The organism is Candidatus Fusobacterium pullicola, from assembly GCA_018883725.1.
GTDB lineage: Bacteria > Fusobacteriota > Fusobacteriia > Fusobacteriales > Fusobacteriaceae > Fusobacterium_A > Fusobacterium_A pullicola.
Genome location: JAHLFN010000068.1, coordinates 18,688 through 39,998 on the forward strand (window position 1 = coordinate 18,688; position 21,311 = coordinate 39,998).

Here is a 21,311-nt window from a genome sequence, read left to right on the forward strand (position 1 = left end):
TTATGAAAAGAGAGAGAGTAAAGTTTCCAAAGGATTTTTTATGGGGGGCATCATCTTCAGCCTTTCAGATAGAAGGTGGATGGAATGAAGATGGAAAAGGAAAAACAGTAGCAGATTTCAACTCTTTTAAACGTTCACATAAGCAAGCTGATTCAAAAATTGCAAGTGATTTTTATCATAATTGGAGAAGTGATATAGATTTAATGAAAGAGTTGGGAATGAAGGTATATAGATTTTCTATATCTTGGGCAAGAATAATTCCTACTGGTGATGGTGAAATAAATTTAAAAGGAATAGAGTTCTATAATAATGTTATAAATTATTTGTTAGAAAATGGAATAATACCTATGATAACTCTTTATCATTTTGATTTACCATATGCCTTAGTTGAAAAGTATAATGGGTGGGAGGCAAGGGAGAGTATATATGCCTTTGAACGTTATGCAAAGATATGTTTTGAGAATTTTGGGAATAGAGTAAAGTATTGGCAAGTTCATAATGAGCAAAATCTTATGGTAAGAGTGGACGAAAGGGTAAATATAGTTACAGAGGATAAATTAGAGGCAGATAGAATGAGAGCTCAAATGGATTATCATATGTTCTTAGCACATGCCTTAGCTGTAAAAGCTTTCCATGAGATAGTAAAAGATGGAAAGATAGGGCCAGCTGTTTCTTCAACTTGCTCATATCCAGCAACTAATAAACCAGAGGATGTATTAGCAGCTAAGATGAATGATTATTTTAAAACTGAGTATGCTCTTGATATACATATATATGGTGAGTATCCGGGATATTATATGCGTTATTTAAAAGAGCGTGGAATAGTACCTAAAATGGAAGGGGAAGATAAAGAGATTTTAAAAGGGGCTAAAATAGATTATATAGCTGTTAACTACTATAGAACTTTATGTGTAGAGTATCTTCCAGTTGATGAAAATCATTCAATAGGAGAGAGAGAAGCTATAATGAATGAGGTTGATTTTAATCAGTATGGATATTTTAAACACCTTAAAAATCCTAATTTAAAGGCTAGCGAATATGGAGCTCAGATAGATCCATCTGGTTTAAGATTAGTTTTAAATAATTATTACCAAAAATATCGTCTACCTCTAATAATTACAGAAAATGGATTTGGTACAGCTGATACTCTAACAGAAGATGGAAGAGTTCATGATGACTATAGAATTGACTATTTAAGACAACATATAGAGGCGTGTAGATTGGCGATAGAAGATGGAGTTGAACTATTTGGTTACTGTCCATGGTCTTTTATGGATCTATTAAGTTCACATCAAGGTTTTAAAAAGAGATATGGTTTTGTTTATGTAGACAGAGATGACTTTGATATAAAAGAGTTAAAACGTATAAAAAAAGATAGCTATTATTGGTATCAAAAAGTCATTGAGACAAATGGAGAAGAGTTATAAATATATAAAGAAATTTAATTAAAAAGAAAGAGTTTTATCTTTAGTTGGTAATTGAGAGAATAATTACCATTGGAAAAACTCTTTTTTTATTTCATCATTATAGAATTGAATATAAAATTTTACATATCTTTTACAAAAAGTAAATATTATTTTAACATAAGAGAAATATAATTAAAGTGTAAAAAGAAGTAAAAAAGTTTTGGAGGGATAAGATGTTAAGTAGAAAGAAAGTAATGTTAGCAGGAATGGCTTTAATGGCGGCAACAAGTTTTGCTCAAGCTAAGTATGTATTCTATTTTATAGGAGATGGAATGGGAGCGGGACAAAGACAGATTGCTGAAGAGTTTAAAAAAGGTGTGTTAAAAAAAGATGAGAAACTATTATTAAACTCACTACCATTTGCAGGAATAACAACTACATATTCAGCGGATACATTAATAACAGATTCGGCTGCTGCTGGAACGGCTTTAGCAACAGGATATAAAACTAATAATGGATATATAGCTAAAGATGTAAATGGAAAAAATCTTCAAACGTTATTAGAGTTAGCACAAGATAAAGGTATGGCAACAGGACTTGTTTCTACAACAAGAATAACTCATGCAACACCAGCTGTATTTGCAGCTCATAACTTAGATAGAGATGATGAAAATGGAATAGCAGAGGATTATGTAAATAGTAATGTAGATTACTTTGCTGGTGGAGGATATAGACACTTTGTTGGAAAAGATAGTGGTCTTTCAAGTAAAAGAAAAGATAATAGAGATCTAGTAAAAGAGTTTCAAAATAAAGGGTATAAAACATTTATAGGAGAAGATTCAACAAAGGCTTTTGAAAAGTGGACTCCAAAGGATGGAGAAAAGGTATTTGCAGCTTTTAGAGCCTCTCATATGCCATATACTGTAGATGATATAAATGATAAGTTACCTACTTTAAGTGAGATGACACAAAAGGGAATAGAGTTATTATCACAAGATGAGGAAGGATTCTTTATAATGGTAGAGGGTGGAAGAATAGACCACGCTTCTCATGCTCAAGATGTTGTAGGTTCAATATATGATACTCTAGCCTTTGATGAAGCAATAAAATCAGCATATGAATTTTATCAAAAACACCCACAAGATACTTTAATAGTTATTGCAGCTGACCATGAAACAGGTGGTATGGGATTAGGATTCGGAAATAACTATTTTATGAATTTAGAAAATTTAAAAGATGTAAAAATTTCAGTTGAGGATACTTTACAAAAAGCATATAAGGGAAATAGAGATGAATATTTCAAATATATAGCTAAAAATATGGGATTAAATAATTTAACAGCTAAAGAGAAAGAGCGTATCTTAAAAGCGATGGATATAGAGGATAGTGGAGCAGATACAAAAGATGAATTTGGAGGATATAGTCCAACAGCCATAGCTGTAGCTCATATAGTATCAGAGAGAGCAGGGATGCAATGGACAACTTTTGCTCACACTGGAATACAAGTACCTTTAGCAGCTGTAGGAGTAGATTCAGAAAAGTTTACAGGATTTAAAGATAATACAGATGTAGCTAGATTAATAGCTGAAAGTATGGGAAAGAAAATAAAATAACCTCAGGGGGATAATTAAGTTGAAAAAAATAGGGATTATTATATTTATAATCTTCCTAGCCCTTCTAGTTTTTTCTAAAAAACTAGAAGGGTATATTTTTAAAAAAGAAAATATAGGGAGAGTTTTAGTAGTTGATAATAGTAATACAATAGTTCAAGGAGTTTCTAAAGTAGGGAGTCAAGCTTTGACAGTTGAGATACTTACAGGAAAGAATAAAGGAAAAATATTAAAAATAAATAATCTATTAAATGGTAGTATGGAGTATGATGAGTTTTATCAAAGAAATGATAAGGTCCTCATGTATGTAATGGAAAAGGATGGAGAGTTGTTTGGAAAAGTTTTATCTTTATTGAGAGTTGATAAAATTATAGGATTAGGTCTTTTATTTGTTACATTATTATTAGTTTATGCTAGAAAAGTTGGCTTTCAATCTCTACTTTCATTTATAGGAAGTGTAGTAATAATTTGGGAATTTTTAATACCAGCTTTAAAAAATGGAGAAAATATTTTTCTGGTGACAATTTTAACTCTAATTTTTTTATCAGCTTTAATTATCTTTTTAGTGGCAGGTTTTACAAGAAAAGGATTTACAGCGTTTTTGGGGACAATGTTTGGACTGTTTGTAACAGCAAGTCTAACATTTATATTTGGGGATATATTTAGAATAGATGGAATGAGTCAGCCCTTTGCTCAAAGTGTTGTTTTTTCAAGTGCTATGAGATTGGATATTTTAAAGATATTTTATGCAGCTATTGTGATTGGTGCCAGTGGGGCAGCTATGGATATAGCAATGGATATGTCAGCAACAATAGAGGAATTAAAATATCATAATCCAGCTTTGAATGGAAAAGAGTTGATAAAATCTGGATTCAATGTGGGGAGATCTGTTATAGGAACTATGACTACAACTCTTTTATTGGCTTATTCTGGGGGCTTTTTAACTTTATTAATACTTTTTTTAGAAAGAGATATGACATTGCTACAGATCTTGAATATGAAAATGATTACTTCTGAGATTATAAAGATAATAATAGGAAGTATAGGATTAGTTGTGGTAGCACCAATGACTACATATATAGGTGCAATAATATATTCTTTAGATGATGAGAAGGTAAGAAAAATAAATAGTAATTTTCAACTAAAAAGAATTATCAATATGATTTTAAAATAAAAATTTATTCTAAGAAAAATAGTTTAATTAAAGAAGAGTATAGAGATTATTTTAGTAATATTTACTCTTCTTTTTATTTTGCCAAAAGAAAAATATTATATATAGAAAAATTATGTTATAATGAAAGTGTAATTTTAATTATGTAAATAGGTGATTTAATGTTTAAACTACATTCAAAATATACTCCGATGGGAGATCAACCAGAAGCGATAAAAAAAATTGTTGAAAATATCAATGATGGAATAGCAGATCAAGTGTTATTGGGAGTAACGGGATCTGGAAAAACTTTTACAATAGCAAATATTATAAAAGAGACAAATAGACCAGCTTTGATATTAGCTCCAAATAAGACTTTAGCAGCTCAACTTTATAGTGAGTATAAAAGTTTTTTTCCGGAGAATGCTGTAGAGTATTTCGTTTCATACTATGATTATTATCAACCGGAAGCTTATATTGCTGTAACAGACACTTATATAGAGAAGGATTCATCTGTTAATGATGAGATAGAGAAATTAAGACAAGCAGCTACAGCTGCCTTAATTAATAGAAGAGATGTTATTATTGTGGCATCAGTTTCAGCTATATATGGATTAGGATCAGCTGAAACATATAAGAAGATGACTATTCCTATAGATAAAAAGACTGGGATAGGGAGAAAAGAGTTAATTCAAAGGTTGATAAGTATAAGATATGAGAGAAATGATATGGCTTTTGAAAGAGGAAAGTTTAGAATAAAGGGAGATGTAATAGATATATATCCTTCATATATGGAGACAGGTTATAGATTAGAGTTTTGGGATGAAGATTTAGAGGAGATTTCCGAGATAAATACTCTAACAGGGCAGAAAATAAGAAAAAATTTAGAAAGAATAATGATATATCCAGCTACTCAATATTTAACTGAAGATGGAGATGTAGAAAGAATAATAGGTGAAATTCAAAAGGATAAAATAGAAGAGGTAAAGGCTTTTGAAGATAAAGGAAAACTTTTAGAAGCTCAAAGATTGAAGCAAAGAACAGAATATGATATTGAGATGATAAGAGAGATAGGATATTGTAAAGGAATAGAAAATTATTCAAGATACTTATCTGGGAAAAAACCAGGAGAAACTCCAGATACGTTATTAGAGTATTTTCCAAAAGATTTTGTGACATATATAGACGAATCTCATATCTCAATACCACAGATAAGAGGAATGTATAATGGAGATAGAGCTAGAAAAGAGGCCTTAGTAGAAAATGGTTTTAGATTAAAAGCTGCCCTTGATAATAGACCACTGAAATTTGAAGAGTTTAGAAATATAACTGGGCAAACAGTATTTGTTTCAGCAACACCAGGAGATTTTGAGGTACAAGAGGCAAACGGTCATATAGCAGAACAATTAATTCGCCCAACAGGTATACTTGATCCTATTATAGAGGTAAGGGAGACTAAAAATCAAGTTGATGATTTGATGGAAGAGATAAGATTAAGAGTAGAAAAAAATCAGAGAGTATTGGTAACAACACTAACGAAAAAAATGGCTGAGGAATTAACAGAGTATTACTTAGGTTTTGGACTCAGAGTAAAATATATGCATTCAGATATTGATACTTTAGAAAGAATAGAAATAATAAGAGGATTGCGTAAGGGAGAATTTGATGTTCTAGTAGGAATAAATCTACTTAGAGAGGGATTAGATATTCCAGAAGTATCTTTAGTTGCTATTTTAGAGGCTGATAAGGAGGGATTTTTAAGAAGTAGACGTTCTTTAGTGCAGACAATAGGAAGAGCAGCTAGAAATGTAGATGGGAGAGTAATTCTTTATGGAGATATAATGACAGATTCTATGAAAGAAGCTATTGACGAGACTAATAGAAGAAGGAAAATACAACATCAATATAATATAGATAATGGAATAGATCCTAAAACTGTAATAAGAGAGATAAGTGAAGATATAATAAACCTTGATTATGGTTTACCAGAAGATATGATAAAAGAGAGGGAGAAAAAGTTATTCACTTCAAAAGAGGATATTGAAAAAGAGATATCTAAACTTCAAAAAGAGATTACAAAGCTTTCAAAGGAGTTAGATTTTGAAAATGCTATTACAAAAAGAGATGAGATGATGAAATTAAAAAAATTACTATTAGAGTTTTAATAGAGGAGAGTTATGTTTGAAGAGAGAACTTATACAGTAAGTGATTTTAACAGAATGATAAAGGGATATATAGAAGAAAATCCTAATCTGAGAGAATTTTTCTTAGAAGGAGAGTTATCAGGGGTTACTTATTATAAGAGTGGACACCTATATTTTAACTTAAAAGATAATGAGGCTCAAATAAAATGTGTAGCTTTTAAATATAAATTCAAAAGAATAGCTGAGGATTTGAAAGATGGAGATTCAGTAAAACTATTTGGAGATGTAGGTTTTTATGAAAATAAGGGTGATTTTCAAGTTTTAGTAAGACATATAGAAAAAAAGAATAAACTTGGGGATATGTTTGCTAAGCTAGAAGAGTTAAAAAAGATGATGGAAAAGAGGGGATATTTTTCCTCTTTATATAAGAAAGAGTTACCTAGATATCCAAGAAATATAGGTGTAGTAACAGCTATTACTGGGGCAGCAGTACAAGATATAATAAAGACCATAAAAAAAAGAGATAATACTATAAATATATATGTATATCCTGCTAAAGTTCAAGGTAGTGGAGCTAGTGATGAGATAGTTAGAGGTATAGAAAAATTAAACGAAATTCCAGAAATTGATTTGATAATAGCTGGAAGAGGTGGAGGAAGTATTGAAGATTTATGGGCTTTCAATGAAGAGAAAACAGCAATGGCATTTTTTAACTCTAAAAAGCCAATAATATCTGCAGTAGGGCATGAGATAGATAATCTTTTAACAGATTTAGTAGCAGATGTAAGAGCGGCAACTCCTACTCAAGCAGTAGAAATTTCAGTGCCAGAGAGAAAAAAAACGCTTGAAAGTCTTGAAGATAGAGAAAGATATATTGTGGCACTAATGAAAAATATACTTTCAAATAAAAAAAAGGAGTTGGAAGTCAGAAAGGAAAGTTATTATCTAAAAAATTTCTCTAAACTAATAGAGGAAAAAAATAGATTGCTAATGGAAAGAGAGAGTAGATTACTAAGAGCTATTGATTACTATTTAAATACTAAAAAAAATCAATTAGAAAATAAAATACAGAGACTAATTACTTTAAATCCATTAAAAATATTAGAGAGAGGTTATTCTGTAGTAACTAAAGAGGGAATGGGGGTAAAAACTATATCTGATATCAATATAGGAGATGAGATAGAGGTTAGAATTAATGATGGAAAAATTATAAGTAAGGTAGAAAAAATAGTTAAGAATTAAGAGGATAAGGAGAAGTTAATGAAAAGAATATTGGGAGTATTTATATTAATTACAAGTTTAGTATATGGAGAAGGGTTATTATTTTGGAATGAAAATTCAGAAGAGAAGGCTCAAATAGAGGCTAAAAAACAAGAAATGGCTTTGAGGTGGAAAAAAATAAAAGAATTAGATAAAAAGATATCTTTTGATAAAAATAAAGAAAACTTAGAAAAAAACTATAAAAAGTATGTAGAGGAATTCAATATATATTTGGAATATATCAAACAAGATAGCGAAGAATTATTTAAAGTAGGAGATTATTATTTTAAAGATGGTAGATATGAGAAAGCTTATGAAGTTTTTTCTCAAGATAATACAAACTTAAAAAATGTATTTGGAGCTGCTACAACAGCTAGATTTCTAAGTGAGTATGATAAATCATTAAAGTTATATACTCAAGCAATAAATATGGCACCAGATTTTTATGAGTCATATTTAGGAAGAGGAATAGTCAATAGAAATATAAAAAATTATTCAGAAGCTATAGAAGATTTTAAAAAATATATGGAATATAAAAAAGATGAAGCTGTATATACTGGACTTGGAGATCTTTATATGGTAACAGAGAATTACCAAGAGGCTAAAAAAGTATTAGAAGTAGCAAGAAATAGATATCCAAATTCTAAGGTAATAAAAGATATGTTAATTAGGGTTTATGCAGAGCTAAAAAGTTAAAACAGATTCAACATATGAATAAAAAATCACAAAAAAGAGGGTGGGATCTTGGAGTGGTATAGATTAGTAGTTGTAAAATTAAAAGATAGTAGTTTTAGAAGTATAATAAAAAAATTTGAAAAATATGAGGACATTTTTTTGTTAGATAAAGTATATTTAAAAAAATATTGTAACTTAGATGAAAGTGAAATAGAAAAAATATATGCTTCTAAAAATATTGATTTAGAGAGTGAGTTAGAAAAATTAAAAAAACAGAGAGTTTTTTTACTATTTATAAGAGATGAAGGATATCCAGAGGAATTAAGAAATATAGCAAAACCTCCTATATTTTTATATTATCGTGGAGATATAACTTTATTAAGCAAAAGAAAAATAGCTATAGTTGGAACTAGAAGAGCAACTTCTTATGGAAGAATTACTTGTGATAAATTAGTTAGAGATTTGGTAGAGAATGATATTGTCACAGTGAGTGGATTAGCTACAGGTATAGATAGTATCTGTCATCAAAAAACATTGGAGTATGGAGGAAAAACTATAGCTATAGTAGGAAGTGGCTTAGATGTAGTTTATCCCAAAGAAAATGAAAAAATATGGAAATTGATAGAGATAAAGGGGTTAATTATGAGTGAATATCCCTTAGGTACAGAACCATTTCAGTATAATTTTCCGATGAGAAATAGAATAATAGTTGAGATTTCTCAAGGGGTGGTTGTAATAGAGAGTCGTTCAAAAGGTGGAAGTTTAATAACAGCAGAGCTAGCTCTAGAAGAGGGGAGAGAGGTGTTTGCTATTCCTGGAGAAATTTCTTCTCCAGCTTCAGAAGGGTGTAATAATTTAATAAAAAATTCAAGTGCAAAATTAATAACAAATGTAGATGATATCTTAGATGAGTTTGGTTGGAATAAGATTAAAATTAATAGTAGAGATAAATTAAATTTGACAGATTATGAGAAAAAAATATACAATGTTTTAGAGAGAGAAAAAAATCTCGATGAAATAATAGAGGAAACTTCTATGAAAGCAGGTGAAATACTATCTATTTTAATGGATTTGGAGGTAAAAAAGGTAGTAGTGAGTGTGGCTGGAGGAAAGTACAGGAGAAAATTTTAAATAGAAGTATTGATTTTTTCTGGAGAATTTAGTAGAATGAAACGGAAAAGAGACAAGGAAAACAACAGAGGTGAAGAAAATGGCAAAAGCAGCAGAAAAAAAGAACTTAGTGATAGTTGAGTCACCAGCAAAGGCTAAAACCATTGAAAAAATCTTGGGAAAGACATATCAAGTAGTAGCGTCTTTTGGACATGTAAGAGATTTACCTAAAAGTAAATTAGGAGTTGATATAGAAAATAATTTTACTCCCTCATACTCTACAATAAAAGGTAAGGGAGATGTAATAAAAAATTTAAAAGCATTAGCTAAAAAATCTGATAAGGTTTATCTTGCTTCCGATCCGGATAGAGAGGGAGAAGCTATAGCTTGGCACATAGCACATGCTTTAAAATTGGATGAAAATGATAATAATAGAATAGAGTTTAATGAGATAACTGAACATGCAATAAAAGATTCTATTACTCATCCAAGAAAGATAGATATGAATAAGGTTAATGCTCAACAAGCAAGAAGAATATTAGACAGATTAGTGGGATATGGAATTAGTTCCCTTCTTTGGAAGAGTGTAGCTTCTAATACGAGTGCTGGTAGAGTTCAGTCAGTAGCTTTAAAACTTATTTGTGATTTAGAGCATGAGATAAAGAAATTTGTACCAGTTAAATTTTGGGAAGTAAAGGGAGATTTTACTAATGATTTAAAACTATCTCTATATAGAGTAGAAAATAAAAAGATAGATAGATTAACTGATGAGGATATAGTAAAAGAGATAAAAAAAATTGAGAAAAAAGAATTTACAATAGTAGAGGCTAAAGTAACTAAGAAAACTAAAAATTCACCTCTGCCATTAAAAACAAGTACTTTACAACAATTAGCCTCATCTTATTTAGGATTTTCTGCTTCAAAAACTATGAGAATAGCTCAAGGATTATATGAAGGAATAGATGTAAATGGGGTACACAAAGGGCTTATAACATATATGAGAACAGACTCTACAAGAATTTCTGAAGATGCTCAAGAGATGGCTAAGAATTATATATTAGAAAATTTCGGAAAAGAGTATTTAGGAGTGAAAAAAGAGAGTAAGAGTAAGCAAAAAATTCAAGATGCTCATGAGGCAATTCGTCCAACAGATATAACTCTTACACCAGAAATTTTAGAAAATTCCTTAGATAAAGATCAAATTAAGTTGTATAAGCTTATCTGGGATAGATTTTTAATATCACAGCTAGCTCCTATGAAGTATGAACAGTTTGAACTTGTAGCAAACTATGAAAAATTTGATTTTAGAGGAACGATAAATAAGATAATATTTGATGGGTATTATAAAATATTTAAAGAAGATGAGGATTTACCTCTTGGTGATTTTCCAGAGATAAAAGTTGGAGATAAGAGTAAACTTGAAAAGCTACATATAAAAGAGGACTTTACAAAACCACCTTCAAGATTTACAGAGTCTTCACTTGTTAAAAAACTTGAGGCTGAAGGGATTGGAAGACCATCTACCTACGCTTCTATAATAGAGACATTGAAAAAGAGAGAGTATGTAAAAATAGAGGGAAAAAGTTTTATTCCTACAGAGTTAGGGTTTGAAATAGAGGAAGCCTTAGATGAAAATTTCCCAAATATAATGAATGTTAAGTTCACAGCTGAAATGGAAACAGAGCTTGATGAAATAGCTGATGGTGAAAAAGATTGGATAAAATTATTATCTGATTTCTATAGAGAGTTAAAGAGATATATAGATAAGTATGCTCAAAAAGTTGAAGAGGAATCAAATAGAATAGTTGAATCTGATGTTCCGTGTAGTTGTGGAAAGGGAAATATGATATTAAAAACAGGAAGATTTGGAAGATATTTAGCTTGTCCACATGTAGATGATGAGAGTGGATGTCAAGAGAAAATATCCTTAAAAGGGATAGAGATTCCTGCAGAAGATATAAAAAATGGTAAAATATTTGTCAAAGATAGAGTGGAAGAGCTTGTAAAATCAAAACAAGGAAAACCAACAGATGTTAAAACGGAAAATGGAGATATCTATCTTTTAAAAACAGGAAGATTTGGAAGCTATCTTGAGAGTGAAAATTACGCTAAGGATAATTTGAGAATGCCGTTGCCACCTGAAATAAGGAAAGCTTTGGCTAATAATCAAGTGATAGAAAAAGATGGTGTTGTCCAAATTAATTCAGAATTGAGAAAACTTCTAGATGAAGATGAAAAAATATTAAAAGAGGCTGGAGTATGTGAAAAGTGTGGAAGACCATTTAAAATAGGAAGAGGAAGATGGGGGAAATTCCTAGCTTGTACAGGATATCCAGAGTGTAAAAATATAAGAAAAATAGAGAAAAAGTAAGGAGCAATTAATGATATATAATAAGGATGTAATAGTAGTAGGGGCAGGACTTGCAGGGAGTGAAGCGGCTTATCAATTAGCTAAAAGAGGAATAAAAGTAAAGCTTTACGAGATGAAAAAAGTAAAGAAAACCGAGGCTCATAAAAGTGAAAATTTTGCTGAATTAGTATGTAGTAACTCTTTAGGAGCAGATAACTTAGCAAATGCTTCTGGTCTTATGAAGGAAGAACTTAGAAGAATGGATTCTCTAGTTATAAAAAGTGCAGATAATAATAGAGTACCTGCTGGACAAGCATTAGCTGTTGATAGAGATGGTTTTTCTCAAGAGATTACAGATAAATTAAGAAATATGGAAAATATAGAGATAATAGAGGAAGAGTTAACTGAGATACCAGAGGATAAAATTGTTTTGATTGCTTCTGGTCCACTTACTTCAGATGCACTATCTAAGAAGATAGGAGAGATAACACATAGTGACTATCTATATTTCTACGATGCAGCAGCACCTATAGTAACATTGGAGTCTATAAATATGGATATAGCTTATCGTCAATCTCGTTATGGTAAAGGAGATGGAGAATATATTAACTGTCCAATGGATAAGGAGCAATATTACAATTTTTACAATGCTCTTATAACTGCTGAAAGAGCACCACTAAAAGCTTTTGAAGAGGAAAAAATATTTGATGCCTGTATGCCAGTGGAGAGAATTGCAATGACTGGAGAGAGAACATTAGTATTTGGACCTCTAAAACCAAAGGGACTTATAAATCCTAAAACTGATAAGATGGATTATGCTGTTGTTCAGTTAAGACAGGATGATAAAGAGGGGAAATTATATAATCTAGTAGGCTTCCAAACAAACTTAAAATGGGGAGAGCAAAAAAGAGTATTTTCTATGATACCAGGGCTTGAAAATGCAGAATTTATAAGATATGGAGTTATGCATAGAAATACATTTATCAATTCAACTCAATTGTTAGATGAAAGTCTAAAACTAAAGACAAAAGATAATGTTTATTTTGCTGGACAAATTACAGGGAGTGAAGGGTATGTATCTTCTATAGCTACAGGAATGATGGCTGCTATTAATATAGCTCATAGATTGGAAGGAAAAACACCGTTTATTCTAGATGATAGAAGTGCTATAGGAGCAATGGTAAAATATATAACAGAAGATAAAAAGAATTTTCAACCAATGGGACCTAACTTTGGAATAATAAGAAGTTTAGATGAAAGAATAAGAGATAAAAAAGAGAAATATAGTAAAATATCAGCAATAGCATTAGAATATTTAGAAACAAAACTAGATGAGATAAAATAAAAAAATTGCAATATTTAGAAAAATAGTATATAATGTGGAGTGGTCTTGTAAACGATGGAGAAGAAAAATATAGAAAGAGAGATTAAAGATTTTCTATATTTAGCTGAATTTGGAGAGAATAAAAGTTTAAATACAGTTAGATCGATGAAAAAAGATCTATATCAAATGGCCCAGTATCTCTATGACACCGAGAAGATAGAGAATAGTATGGAGATAGATTCAGTAATGTTAAGAAGTTTTCTTGCAAAGTTACAAGAAGATGGAATTACCAAACGAACGATAAACAGAAAACTATCTTCAATGCGTTCTTTCTTCAAATATCTTGTAAAGAATAAACTAATAAATCAAAGTCCAATAGAGGTAATAGCATCTCCAAGCTTTTATGTAGAAAAACCAGATATATTATCAATAGAAGAGATAAATAGATTAAGAGAAGCTATATCTTTAAAAAATACAAATGGATTAAGAGACAGATTGATATTAGAGCTACTTTATTCTAGCGGAATAACTTCAAATGAGATGTTAGGAGTTGGAGAAAGTGTATTTGATTTAGATAGAAGAGAACTCTATGTAGCTAATGGAAAAAATAGAAGAGTAGTATTTTTTAGTGAAAGAACAAGAGAGTTTTTTAAAAAATATGTAGAGTCTAAAAAAGAGAAATATAAAGATAGATATAATCCTGATATATTATTTGTAAATGGATCAGCAACGAGATTAAGTGATAGATCACTACGTAGAATAATTGATAGATATGCTTTAAAAGCTGGAATAGAGAGAGAGATCAGTCCATATAGCTTTAGACATACATTTGCTGTTCATATGCTATCTAATGGAATGGATATACTGTATCTAAAAGAGCTGATGGGACATGTAACATTAGAAAGTACAAAAATATATCAAGAATTAGTTAAGATAAAAGTTTAGTATGAAGCAATGAGGAGAGAGATATGATAAAAGCTACTACTATAGTTGCTGTAAAGAAAGATGGAAGAGTTGCTATGGCTGGAGATGGTCAAGTGACTTTTGGAGAAGTAGTATTTAAAAGCAATGCTAAAAAGATAAGAAAAATAGAAAAGTATGAGATAATGGCTGGATTTGCAGGAGCAGCAGCTGATGCTTTTGCTCTTATGGATAAATTTGAAAGTAAATTAGATGAATTTGGTGGAAATCTGAAAAAGTCAGCAGTAGAACTAGCTAAAGAATGGAGAAATGATAAAGCATTAAGAGTTTTAGATGCTATGTTAATAGTAGCAGATAAAAATACAATTTTAGTTCTTTCAGGAAATGGAGATGTAATAGAACCGGATGGAGATGTTGCAGCTATAGGAAGTGGTGGAAGCTATGCCTATGCAGCTGCGAGGGCAATGATTTTATATGGAAAAGAGATGCCTGTTGAGGAGATAGCAATTGGTGCTATGGCTATTGCTGGAGAAATGTGTATTTACACAAATTCAAATATTACTTATGATGTAATTTAAATAGAGGAGAAGATGCTATGAGTAAGAAAATTTGTATAGGGTGTGGAATAGAATTACAAAGTGATTACCCAGAGAAAAATGGATATCTTCCAGCAGCAAAGTTAGAGGAAGCTGGAGAGCATTATTGTCAAAGATGTTTTAAAATAAAAAATTATGGGAAGTATATGCCTGTAAGACTTACTAGAGATGACTATAGAAGAGTAGTACAAGAGGAAATGAATAATGCACAAGTTGCAATAGCTGTATTTGATATTATTGATTTTGAAGGATCATTTGACGATGAGATATTAGATGTTTTAAGAGAAATGGATTCAATAGTTGTAATTAATAAGTTAGATCTTATTCCAGATGAGAAACATCCTTCAGAGGTTGCAAATTGGGTAAAAACAAGATTAGCAGAAGAAGGAATAGCTCCATTAGATATAGCTATAGTAAGTAGTAAAAATGGATATGGAATAAATGGAATATTTAAGAAAATAAAGCATTTTTATCCAGAAGGGGTAGAAGCCTTAGTTTTGGGAGTAACAAATGTTGGAAAATCAAGTATTGTAAATAGATTACTTGGATTAAAAAAAGTAACAGTTTCTAAATACCCTGGAACAACATTAAAAAGTGTAAGAAATCAAATTCCTCATACTAAGATAACATTGATTGATACTCCTGGATTAATTCCAGAAGGAAGAATATCAGATTTAGTCTGTGAAAATTGTAACTTAAAGATGATACCTGCAAATGAGATATCTAGAAAAACTTTCAAAATGTCAAAGGGAAGAGCTTTAATTATTGGTGAATTATTATGGTTTAAGGTTTTAAATAATGATGAGACAAAACCAATTTTCTCATTATATGCAGCTAAAGATGTAACTTTCCATGAAACAAATGAAGAGAAGTTAAAAGAGCTTTTAAAGGCAGATAGAGGAGATTTATTGACACCACCTTGTGAAGAGTGTAGAGATAGATACAGAAGTTTAGAAAAAGTAAAACATAAAATTACAGTAAAAACAGGAGAAGAGCTTGTATTTAAAGGACTTGGATGGATATCTGTAAAAAGAGGACCTTTAGATATAGAGATAACAGCACCAAAAGAAGCTGGTATAGTTATAAGAGATGCTTTTATCAAGCCAAGAAGATAGTATGACTAAGATTATAAAAGAGTTTAAAGAAAAGATTATTGTAGGTTTTTTTTCAATAATTGTTATAATTGCTGTTATTGCTTTAGGAAGTTATAATGTAAAGGATTTAAAAGAGGTAAAAAAAGCAGAAGAAACATTAAATAATTTAGTAGAATTAAGAGCAGCTTTAGAGAAATATTATCAATTGACTCAAAGTTATCCTGATTTATCAAAAGAGGGAGTAAAGGATAATTTACAACTTTTAGATTATAAAGATGATAAAGGGAAAGTAATATCTTTTGCTAAAATTTATGGACATAACTCTATTCCTAAAACCTCTGGAAGTGAAGTAAGTGCAGCAAGCAATATAGTATATGACACATCAGAATTTACAAAAGGGAATAATAATGGTGGATGGAACTATGACTTTTCTGGAAAAACAGGAGAAATTCATGCCAATCTTCCATATAACGTTTATTCTCAAGGAATTAATTGGTGTGAATATTAATATAAATGTATAAGGAAAATAGAAAGGAAAGTAAGTATGAAGTACGATATTATTTTTTTAGGTGGCGGACAAGCTGGTATTTTTGGAGCTTATGAAGCAATAGAAAAGAAAGAGGATCTAAAAATACTAATAATAGATAAGGGAAGGATGTTAAAGCAAAGAGTTTGCCCTAAAGAAAAATTAGGAAAATGTGTAAACTGTCCAATTTGTTCTATAATATATGGAGTTAGTGGAGCTGGAGCTTTTTCAGATTCTAAATTTAACATGGATTATAGAGTTGGAGGAGACGTTCATACAGTAGCTGGAAAAAAATTAGTAAACGACACTATAAAGGATATAGTTGAAGTTTATAGAAAATTCGGTTTTAATGAAGAGCCTACAGGGTTAAAATATAATCCAACAATGGAAAGAATTAAGAAAAGCTGTATTGAAAATGGAGTTCAACTAGTTGATACTCCAACGATGCATTTAGGAACTGATGGTTCAAGAAAATTATATAGTCAACTAATAGATTATCTTTTAGAAAAAGGTGTTGAATTTAAAACAGAAAGAGAGATTGAAAGTTTAATTGTAGAGGATAATCAGGTAAAAGGAGTAATAGTTACACACAAAGGTGAAACTGAAGAGTATTATTCTGATAATATAGTAGCTGGAATGGGTAGAAGTGGTGCAAAAAAAATGATGGAGCTTTGCCAAAAACATAATATAAAATATGAAAATGGAGCTATAGATATAGGAGTTAGAGCAGAGATACCAGATATTATTATGAAAGAGATAAACGAAAACTTCTATGAAGCTAAGATGATATACTATTCAAGAAACTATAGAGATAAGATGAGAACTTTCTGTAGTAATCCAAGTGGATTTATTGCTGCTGAAAAATATGATGATTTCATATTAGCAAATGGACATGCATATAAGGATAGAAAATCAACAAATACTAACTTAGCTTTACTATGTACTAAAAAATTTACAGAGCCATTTAATCAACCTTTTGAATATGCTACAGCAATAGCTAAGATATCATCAATGCTTACAGGTGGAAAACTTTTAGTTCAATCATATGCTGATCTGAAAGAGGGAAGAAGATCTACAGAAGAGAGATTAGAGAGATTAAATATTGTTCCAACAACTGAAGATTATGTAGCTGGAGATATAGCTCTTGCTTGTCCTCAAAGATTATTGGATAACATAATGGAATTTATAGAAGTATTGGATAAAATAACACCAGGATTTGCTTCTAGAGATTTACTTCTTTATTTCCCAGAAATTAAATTTAGAAGTACTAGATTAGAGATAAATGAGCATATGGAAACTTCTATGAAGGGGTTATATGCAGTAGGAGATAGTTCAGGTTATGGTAGTGGATTAAATATAGCAGCGGTAATGGGAATGTTGGCAGTTAGAGATATTTTAAATAAATAATCTTAAAATGGTGTTTTGTTTTTCATTTTGTGGAGAAAAAAACACCATTTTTTATAGCTTTGAATTGAAAAAAAGAAAAAATTGTGGTAAAATCTAATTGATAAGAAAAATAGGAGGATAAAAATGGGTTTTTTTAGCAAACTGTTTGGGAAAAAGAAAGAGGAAGAAAAGGAAAGTTTTAAAGTTGCTGAAGTAGAAATTGATGAAATTTTAAATAAAAAAAATGAAAAAGAAAGCATTAATGAAAAAAAAGATATAGAATTAGAAGAAAAAATTGAAATAAAGGATGTTGAAAGTGAAAAAATAGATACACTAGAGACAAAGATAATTGAAAAGCAAAAAGAGGAAGCTGAAGAATATAAAGAAGTAAAAAAAGAAAAAAAAGGTTTTTTTACCTCTTTAAAAGAAAAACTTTTTAAATCAAGGGAAGGGTTATTTGGAACATTAAAGTCATTTATCTTAGGAAGAAATGTAATAGATGCTGAGATGTATGAGGAGTTAGAGGATATCTTAGTTCAATCTGATATAGGAATGGATATGACAATAAAAATAGTTGCTGCCCTTGAAAAAGAGGTTAAAAAGAGGGGAATTAAAGATCCTAAAGAGGTTTATCCAGTATTAAAAGAGGTAATGGAAGGATTTCTGATTAAAGAAAATAATGAAATTTATATAGAAGATGGAAAATTAAATGTTATTTTAGTTGTAGGTGTAAATGGTGTTGGAAAGACTACTACTATAGGAAAATTAGCTTCTAAGTATGTAAAAGAGGGTAAAAAAGTTATCTTAGGAGCAGGGGATACTTTTAGAGCAGCGGCTATAGAACAGTTAGAGGAATGGGCTAATAGATCGGGAGCCGAAATAGTGAAAAGTACTCAAGGTTCAGATCCAGGAGCAGTTGTTTTTGATACATTGGAAGCAGCTCAAGCTCGTAAAGCTGATATTGCTATTATTGATACTGCTGGAAGATTACACAATAAAAATAATTTAATGAAAGAGTTAGAAAAGATACATAATATTATTAAGAAAAAATTAGGAGATCAGAAGTATGAATCAATTTTAGTTATAGATGGAACTACTGGTCAAAACGCTTTGTCACAAGCAAAGGTATTTAATGAAGTTACTGATTTAACGGGATTTATTATTACTAAACTTGATGGAACTGCTAAAGGTGGTATAGTATTTAGTATATCTGAAGAGTTGAAAAAACCTATAAAATTTATTGGAGTCGGTGAAAAGATAGAAGATTTAAGAAAATTTGATGCAAAAGAATATATACAAGCTATATTTGATTAGTGTAAAATATTTATTTTGTAAATTTTTTAAAAAAATAATTGTAATTATACTTAAAATTTGTTAGTATATACTTAACAACAACAAAGTTGTTATTAATGATATATATAAAAAATTAAGATAAAATATTATTTAAGGAAGTGAGAGTTTTGAGTTTTTTAGTTAAAATTAGAGAAAAAGCAAGAGAAGTTAACAGATCAGTTGTTTTACCAGAAGGAACTGATGAAAGAGTAGTAACAGCTGCAGCTAAAGTAGTTGAATTAGGTATAGCTAGACCAATAGTTATAGGAAACAAAGAAGAAATGGAAAGAGTAGCAAATGACTTAGGTCTTAGTTTAAAAGGAGTAGAAATAGTAGAAGTAAAAAATTCTTCTAAATTAGAGGCTTATGCTGAAAAATTAGCTGAATTAAGAGCTAAAAAAGGTATGACAGTAGAAAAAGCAAGAGAGATCTTATTAAATGATCCAAACTTCTTTGGTGCTATGATGGTAAAGATGGGAGATGCTGATGCAATGGTATCTGGATCTGACTCACCTACAGCAGATGTTTTAAGAGCAGGACTACAAGTAATAGGAACTAGACCTGGAATAAAAACTGTATCTTCTGTATTTGTTATGGAATTAACAGAAAGACAAGAAACTTATGGAGACGTATTATTATTTGGAGATTGTTCAGTAATACCAGTTCCTACTGCAGAACAACTAGCAGATATAGCTGAAGCATCAGTTATTACTGCACAAAACGTAGTTGGAATGCAAGGAAAAGTAGCATTAATGACTTTCTCAACAAAAGGATCAGCTAGTCATCCAGATATAGATGTTGTAATAGAAGCTGGAAAAATCTTAGATGAAAGAAAAGTAAATTTCCAATATGAAGCTGAAGTTCAAGCAGACGCAGCTATAGTGAAATCTGTAGCAATGAAAAAATGCCCTAACTCTCAAGTTGCAGGAAGTGCAAATATTTTAATATTCCCTAACTTAGCAGCAGGAAATATAGGATATAAATTAGTACAAAGATTAGCTGGTGCAAATGCATACGGACCAATAATCCAAGGACTTGCAGCACCAATAAATGACCTATCAAGAGGATGTTCAGTAGACGATATAGTTAACTTAGTAGCAATTACTGCAGTACAAGCAGCAGAGTAATAAAAGCTATTTAAAAAATATAATAAATAATTATTTTAAGGAGATAAAGAATGAAAGTTTTAGTAATTAACTGTGGAAGCTCATCATTAAAATATCAATTAATGAATCCAGAAACAAGAGAAGTTTATGCAAAAGGATTATGTGAAAGAATAGGAATTGAAGGTTCTAAAATGGAATATGAGGTTCCAGCTAGAGATTATGAAATAAAAGTTGAGAAACCAATGCCAACTCATAAAGAAGCTTTAGAATTAGTTATCAATGCAATAACTGATAAAGAAAATGGAGTAATAGCTTCAGTAGAAGAAGTAGAAGCAATAGGACATAGAGTAGTACATGGAGGAGAAACATTTGCTAAATCTGTATTAATAACAGATGAAGTTATGAAAGCTATAGAAGCTAACAATGAATTAGCTCCTTTACATAATCCAGCTAACTTAATGGGAGTTAGAACTTGTATGTCATTAATGCCTGGGAAACCAAATGTAGCTGTATTTGATACTGCTTTCCACCAAACAATGCCAGCTGAAGCATTCATGTATGCATTACCATATGAAGATTATACAGAATTAAAAGTAAGAAAATATGGATTCCACGGAACATCTCACTTATATGTTTCAGAAACAATGAGAGAGATTATGGGAAATCCAGAGCACTCAAAAATAATAGTTTGTCACTTAGGAAACGGAGCATCTGTATCTGCAGTAATGGATGGTAAATCAGTAGATACATCAATGGGATTAACTCCATTACAAGGATTAATGATGGGAACTAGATGTGGAGATATAGATCCAGCAGCTGTATTATTTATAAAAAATAAAAGAGGATTAACTGATAGAGAAATGGATAACAGATTAAATAAAGAATCTGGAATCCTAGGAGTATTTGGAAAATCATCTGACTGTAGAGATATGGAAAATGCAGTAGCTGAAGGAGATGCAAGAGCTAAATTAGCAGAGGATATGTTTATTTATAGAATCAAATCTTATGTAGGAGCTTATGCAGCAGTAATGGGTGGAGTAGACGCTATCTGTTTTGCAGGAGGAATTGGAGAAAATGCTTCTGGAATAAGAGAGAGAGTTATTGAAAGCTTAGGATTTATAGGAGCTAAAATAGATAAAGAAGTTAACTCAGTTAGAAAGAAAGGAAATGTAAAATTATCAACTGATGATTCTAGAGTATTAGTTTATAAAATACCTACAAACGAAGAGTTAGTAATTGCTAGAGATACATATAGAATTGTAACTGGAAAATAATAAAGTAGAAAAATTTTATAAAAAATTTTTAAATAATTATTGACAAA

General features: G+C 30.4%; 17 protein-coding genes. All 17 read left to right on the plus strand.

Annotated features, from left to right (window positions below):
• Window positions 1-2 precede the first annotated feature (2 nt).
• The 17 genes from IAA47_07315 to IAA47_07395 all read left to right on the plus strand — a co-directional run bounded on the left by IAA47_07315 (window position 3) and on the right by IAA47_07395 (window position 21,264).
• Window positions 3-1,427, plus strand: a complete 1,425-nt coding sequence (locus IAA47_07315; GenBank protein MBU3842773.1) for a glycoside hydrolase family 1 protein — start codon at window positions 3-5, stop codon at window positions 1,425-1,427.
• A 212-nt stretch (window positions 1,428-1,639) separates the two neighbouring features.
• On the plus strand, window positions 1,640-3,019 hold the full coding sequence (locus IAA47_07320; protein ID MBU3842774.1) for an alkaline phosphatase: 1,380 nt from the start codon (window positions 1,640-1,642) through the stop codon (window positions 3,017-3,019).
• A gap of 19 nt (window positions 3,020-3,038) precedes the next feature.
• Window positions 3,039-4,190: a YibE/F family protein gene (locus tag IAA47_07325; protein ID MBU3842775.1), complete on the plus strand. Its 1,152-nt coding sequence runs from the start codon at window positions 3,039-3,041 to the stop codon at window positions 4,188-4,190.
• Between the two features lie 158 nt (window positions 4,191-4,348).
• Window positions 4,349-6,331 (plus strand): excinuclease ABC subunit UvrB, encoded by a 1,983-nt coding sequence (uvrB, locus tag IAA47_07330; protein MBU3842776.1) that lies wholly within the window; start codon window positions 4,349-4,351, stop codon window positions 6,329-6,331.
• A 12-nt stretch (window positions 6,332-6,343) separates the two neighbouring features.
• Complete coding sequence (gene xseA, locus IAA47_07335; protein ID MBU3842777.1) at window positions 6,344-7,552, plus strand: exodeoxyribonuclease VII large subunit; 1,209 nt, start codon at window positions 6,344-6,346, stop codon at window positions 7,550-7,552.
• A gap of 18 nt (window positions 7,553-7,570) precedes the next feature.
• Entirely contained in the window at window positions 7,571-8,266 is a 696-nt protein-coding gene (locus IAA47_07340; GenBank protein ID MBU3842778.1) for a tetratricopeptide repeat protein, read from the plus strand.
• 48 nt (window positions 8,267-8,314) lie between these two features.
• A complete protein-coding gene (gene dprA / locus IAA47_07345) occupies window positions 8,315-9,376 on the plus strand; it encodes a DNA-processing protein DprA (protein ID MBU3842779.1) in 1,062 nt (353 codons plus the stop codon).
• A 79-nt stretch (window positions 9,377-9,455) separates the two neighbouring features.
• The gene (gene topA / locus IAA47_07350; protein MBU3842780.1) at window positions 9,456-11,726 is read left to right on the plus strand and encodes a type I DNA topoisomerase; all 2,271 of its coding nucleotides are present in this window, start codon (window positions 9,456-9,458) and stop codon (window positions 11,724-11,726) included.
• A gap of 10 nt (window positions 11,727-11,736) precedes the next feature.
• Window positions 11,737-13,050, plus strand: a complete 1,314-nt coding sequence (trmFO, locus tag IAA47_07355) for a methylenetetrahydrofolate--tRNA-(uracil(54)-C(5))-methyltransferase (FADH(2)-oxidizing) TrmFO (protein MBU3842781.1) — start codon at window positions 11,737-11,739, stop codon at window positions 13,048-13,050.
• A gap of 54 nt (window positions 13,051-13,104) precedes the next feature.
• Complete coding sequence (locus IAA47_07360; protein ID MBU3842782.1) at window positions 13,105-13,974, plus strand: tyrosine-type recombinase/integrase; 870 nt, start codon at window positions 13,105-13,107, stop codon at window positions 13,972-13,974.
• A 23-nt stretch (window positions 13,975-13,997) separates the two neighbouring features.
• Complete coding sequence (gene hslV / locus IAA47_07365) at window positions 13,998-14,528, plus strand: ATP-dependent protease subunit HslV (protein ID MBU3842783.1); 531 nt, start codon at window positions 13,998-14,000, stop codon at window positions 14,526-14,528.
• 17 nt (window positions 14,529-14,545) lie between these two features.
• Window positions 14,546-15,661: a ribosome biogenesis GTPase YqeH gene (yqeH, locus tag IAA47_07370; protein MBU3842784.1), complete on the plus strand. Its 1,116-nt coding sequence runs from the start codon at window positions 14,546-14,548 to the stop codon at window positions 15,659-15,661.
• Window position 15,662: 1 nt separating this feature from the next.
• On the plus strand, window positions 15,663-16,148 hold the full coding sequence (locus IAA47_07375) for a hypothetical protein (GenBank protein ID MBU3842785.1): 486 nt from the start codon (window positions 15,663-15,665) through the stop codon (window positions 16,146-16,148).
• Between the two features lie 36 nt (window positions 16,149-16,184).
• On the plus strand, window positions 16,185-17,573 hold the full coding sequence (locus IAA47_07380) for an FAD-binding protein (GenBank protein ID MBU3842786.1): 1,389 nt from the start codon (window positions 16,185-16,187) through the stop codon (window positions 17,571-17,573).
• Window positions 17,574-17,696: 123 nt separating this feature from the next.
• A complete protein-coding gene (gene ftsY, locus IAA47_07385; protein MBU3842787.1) occupies window positions 17,697-18,866 on the plus strand; it encodes a signal recognition particle-docking protein FtsY in 1,170 nt (389 codons plus the stop codon).
• 146 nt (window positions 18,867-19,012) lie between these two features.
• Entirely contained in the window at window positions 19,013-20,011 is a 999-nt protein-coding gene (gene pta, locus IAA47_07390; GenBank protein MBU3842788.1) for a phosphate acetyltransferase, read from the plus strand.
• Between the two features lie 50 nt (window positions 20,012-20,061).
• A complete protein-coding gene (locus IAA47_07395) occupies window positions 20,062-21,264 on the plus strand; it encodes an acetate kinase (GenBank protein MBU3842789.1) in 1,203 nt (400 codons plus the stop codon).
• The last annotated feature ends 47 nt before the right edge of the window (window positions 21,265-21,311 follow it).

What these genes read in the sequence shown, in the direction of transcription:
- IAA47_07315 (MBU3842773.1), top strand. Translation starts at nt 3, where the DNA reads ATGAAAAGAGAGAGAGTAAAGTTTCCAAAGGATTTTTTATGGGGGGCA.
- IAA47_07320 (MBU3842774.1), top strand. Translation starts at nt 1,640, where the DNA reads ATGTTAAGTAGAAAGAAAGTAATGTTAGCAGGAATGGCTTTAATGGCG.
- uvrB (MBU3842776.1), top strand. Translation starts at nt 4,349, where the DNA reads ATGTTTAAACTACATTCAAAATATACTCCGATGGGAGATCAACCAGAA.
- xseA (MBU3842777.1), top strand. Translation starts at nt 6,344, where the DNA reads ATGTTTGAAGAGAGAACTTATACAGTAAGTGATTTTAACAGAATGATA.
- IAA47_07340 (MBU3842778.1), top strand. Translation starts at nt 7,571, where the DNA reads ATGAAAAGAATATTGGGAGTATTTATATTAATTACAAGTTTAGTATAT.
- topA (MBU3842780.1), top strand. Translation starts at nt 9,456, where the DNA reads ATGGCAAAAGCAGCAGAAAAAAAGAACTTAGTGATAGTTGAGTCACCA.
- trmFO (MBU3842781.1), top strand. Translation starts at nt 11,737, where the DNA reads ATGATATATAATAAGGATGTAATAGTAGTAGGGGCAGGACTTGCAGGG.
- IAA47_07360 (MBU3842782.1), top strand. Translation starts at nt 13,105, where the DNA reads ATGGAGAAGAAAAATATAGAAAGAGAGATTAAAGATTTTCTATATTTA.
- hslV (MBU3842783.1), top strand. Translation starts at nt 13,998, where the DNA reads ATGATAAAAGCTACTACTATAGTTGCTGTAAAGAAAGATGGAAGAGTT.
- yqeH (MBU3842784.1), top strand. Translation starts at nt 14,546, where the DNA reads ATGAGTAAGAAAATTTGTATAGGGTGTGGAATAGAATTACAAAGTGAT.
- IAA47_07375 (MBU3842785.1), top strand. Translation starts at nt 15,663, where the DNA reads ATGACTAAGATTATAAAAGAGTTTAAAGAAAAGATTATTGTAGGTTTT.
- IAA47_07380 (MBU3842786.1), top strand. Translation starts at nt 16,185, where the DNA reads ATGAAGTACGATATTATTTTTTTAGGTGGCGGACAAGCTGGTATTTTT.
- ftsY (MBU3842787.1), top strand. Translation starts at nt 17,697, where the DNA reads ATGGGTTTTTTTAGCAAACTGTTTGGGAAAAAGAAAGAGGAAGAAAAG.
- IAA47_07395 (MBU3842789.1), top strand. Translation starts at nt 20,062, where the DNA reads ATGAAAGTTTTAGTAATTAACTGTGGAAGCTCATCATTAAAATATCAA.